At 67.8% G+C, this 292-nt stretch carries 1 protein-coding gene; it reads right to left on the bottom strand.

Going from position 1 to position 292, the window contains the following annotated elements; translation table 11 throughout:
• Positions 1-292, bottom strand: a 292-nt coding sequence (locus L687_RS28805) for a class I tRNA ligase family protein (protein WP_040569666.1), incomplete at both ends; no start/stop codon positions are given.

Genomic DNA, 292 nt, shown 5'->3' with positions numbered 1-292 from the left:
AGCGGTCGAGCACATCCGTGGAGTCGGTGCGCCACTCGGCCTGGTAGCCCTCGGCCCCCGAGGCGTTGGCGTACGTGGCGAAGAAGTACCACGAGTTCCACAGCGGCAGCAGGAACTCGCGGACCCCCGAGCGGATGCCCTCTTCCGTGACCGCGAGGTTCCCACCGCGCAGCACCGAGCTCGACATCAGGAACCAGCGCATCGCGTCGGAGCCGTCGCGGTCGAGCACCTCGGACACGTCCGGGTAGTTGCGCAGCGACTTCGACATCTTGTAGCCGTCGCTGCCCAGCAC

Source organism: Microbacterium maritypicum MF109 (genome assembly GCF_000455825.1).
Classification (GTDB): domain Bacteria; phylum Actinomycetota; class Actinomycetes; order Actinomycetales; family Microbacteriaceae; genus Microbacterium; species Microbacterium maritypicum_A.
The sequence above is the reverse complement of the archived record's forward strand: the minus strand, read 5'-3'. Positions and strand labels throughout refer to the sequence as shown.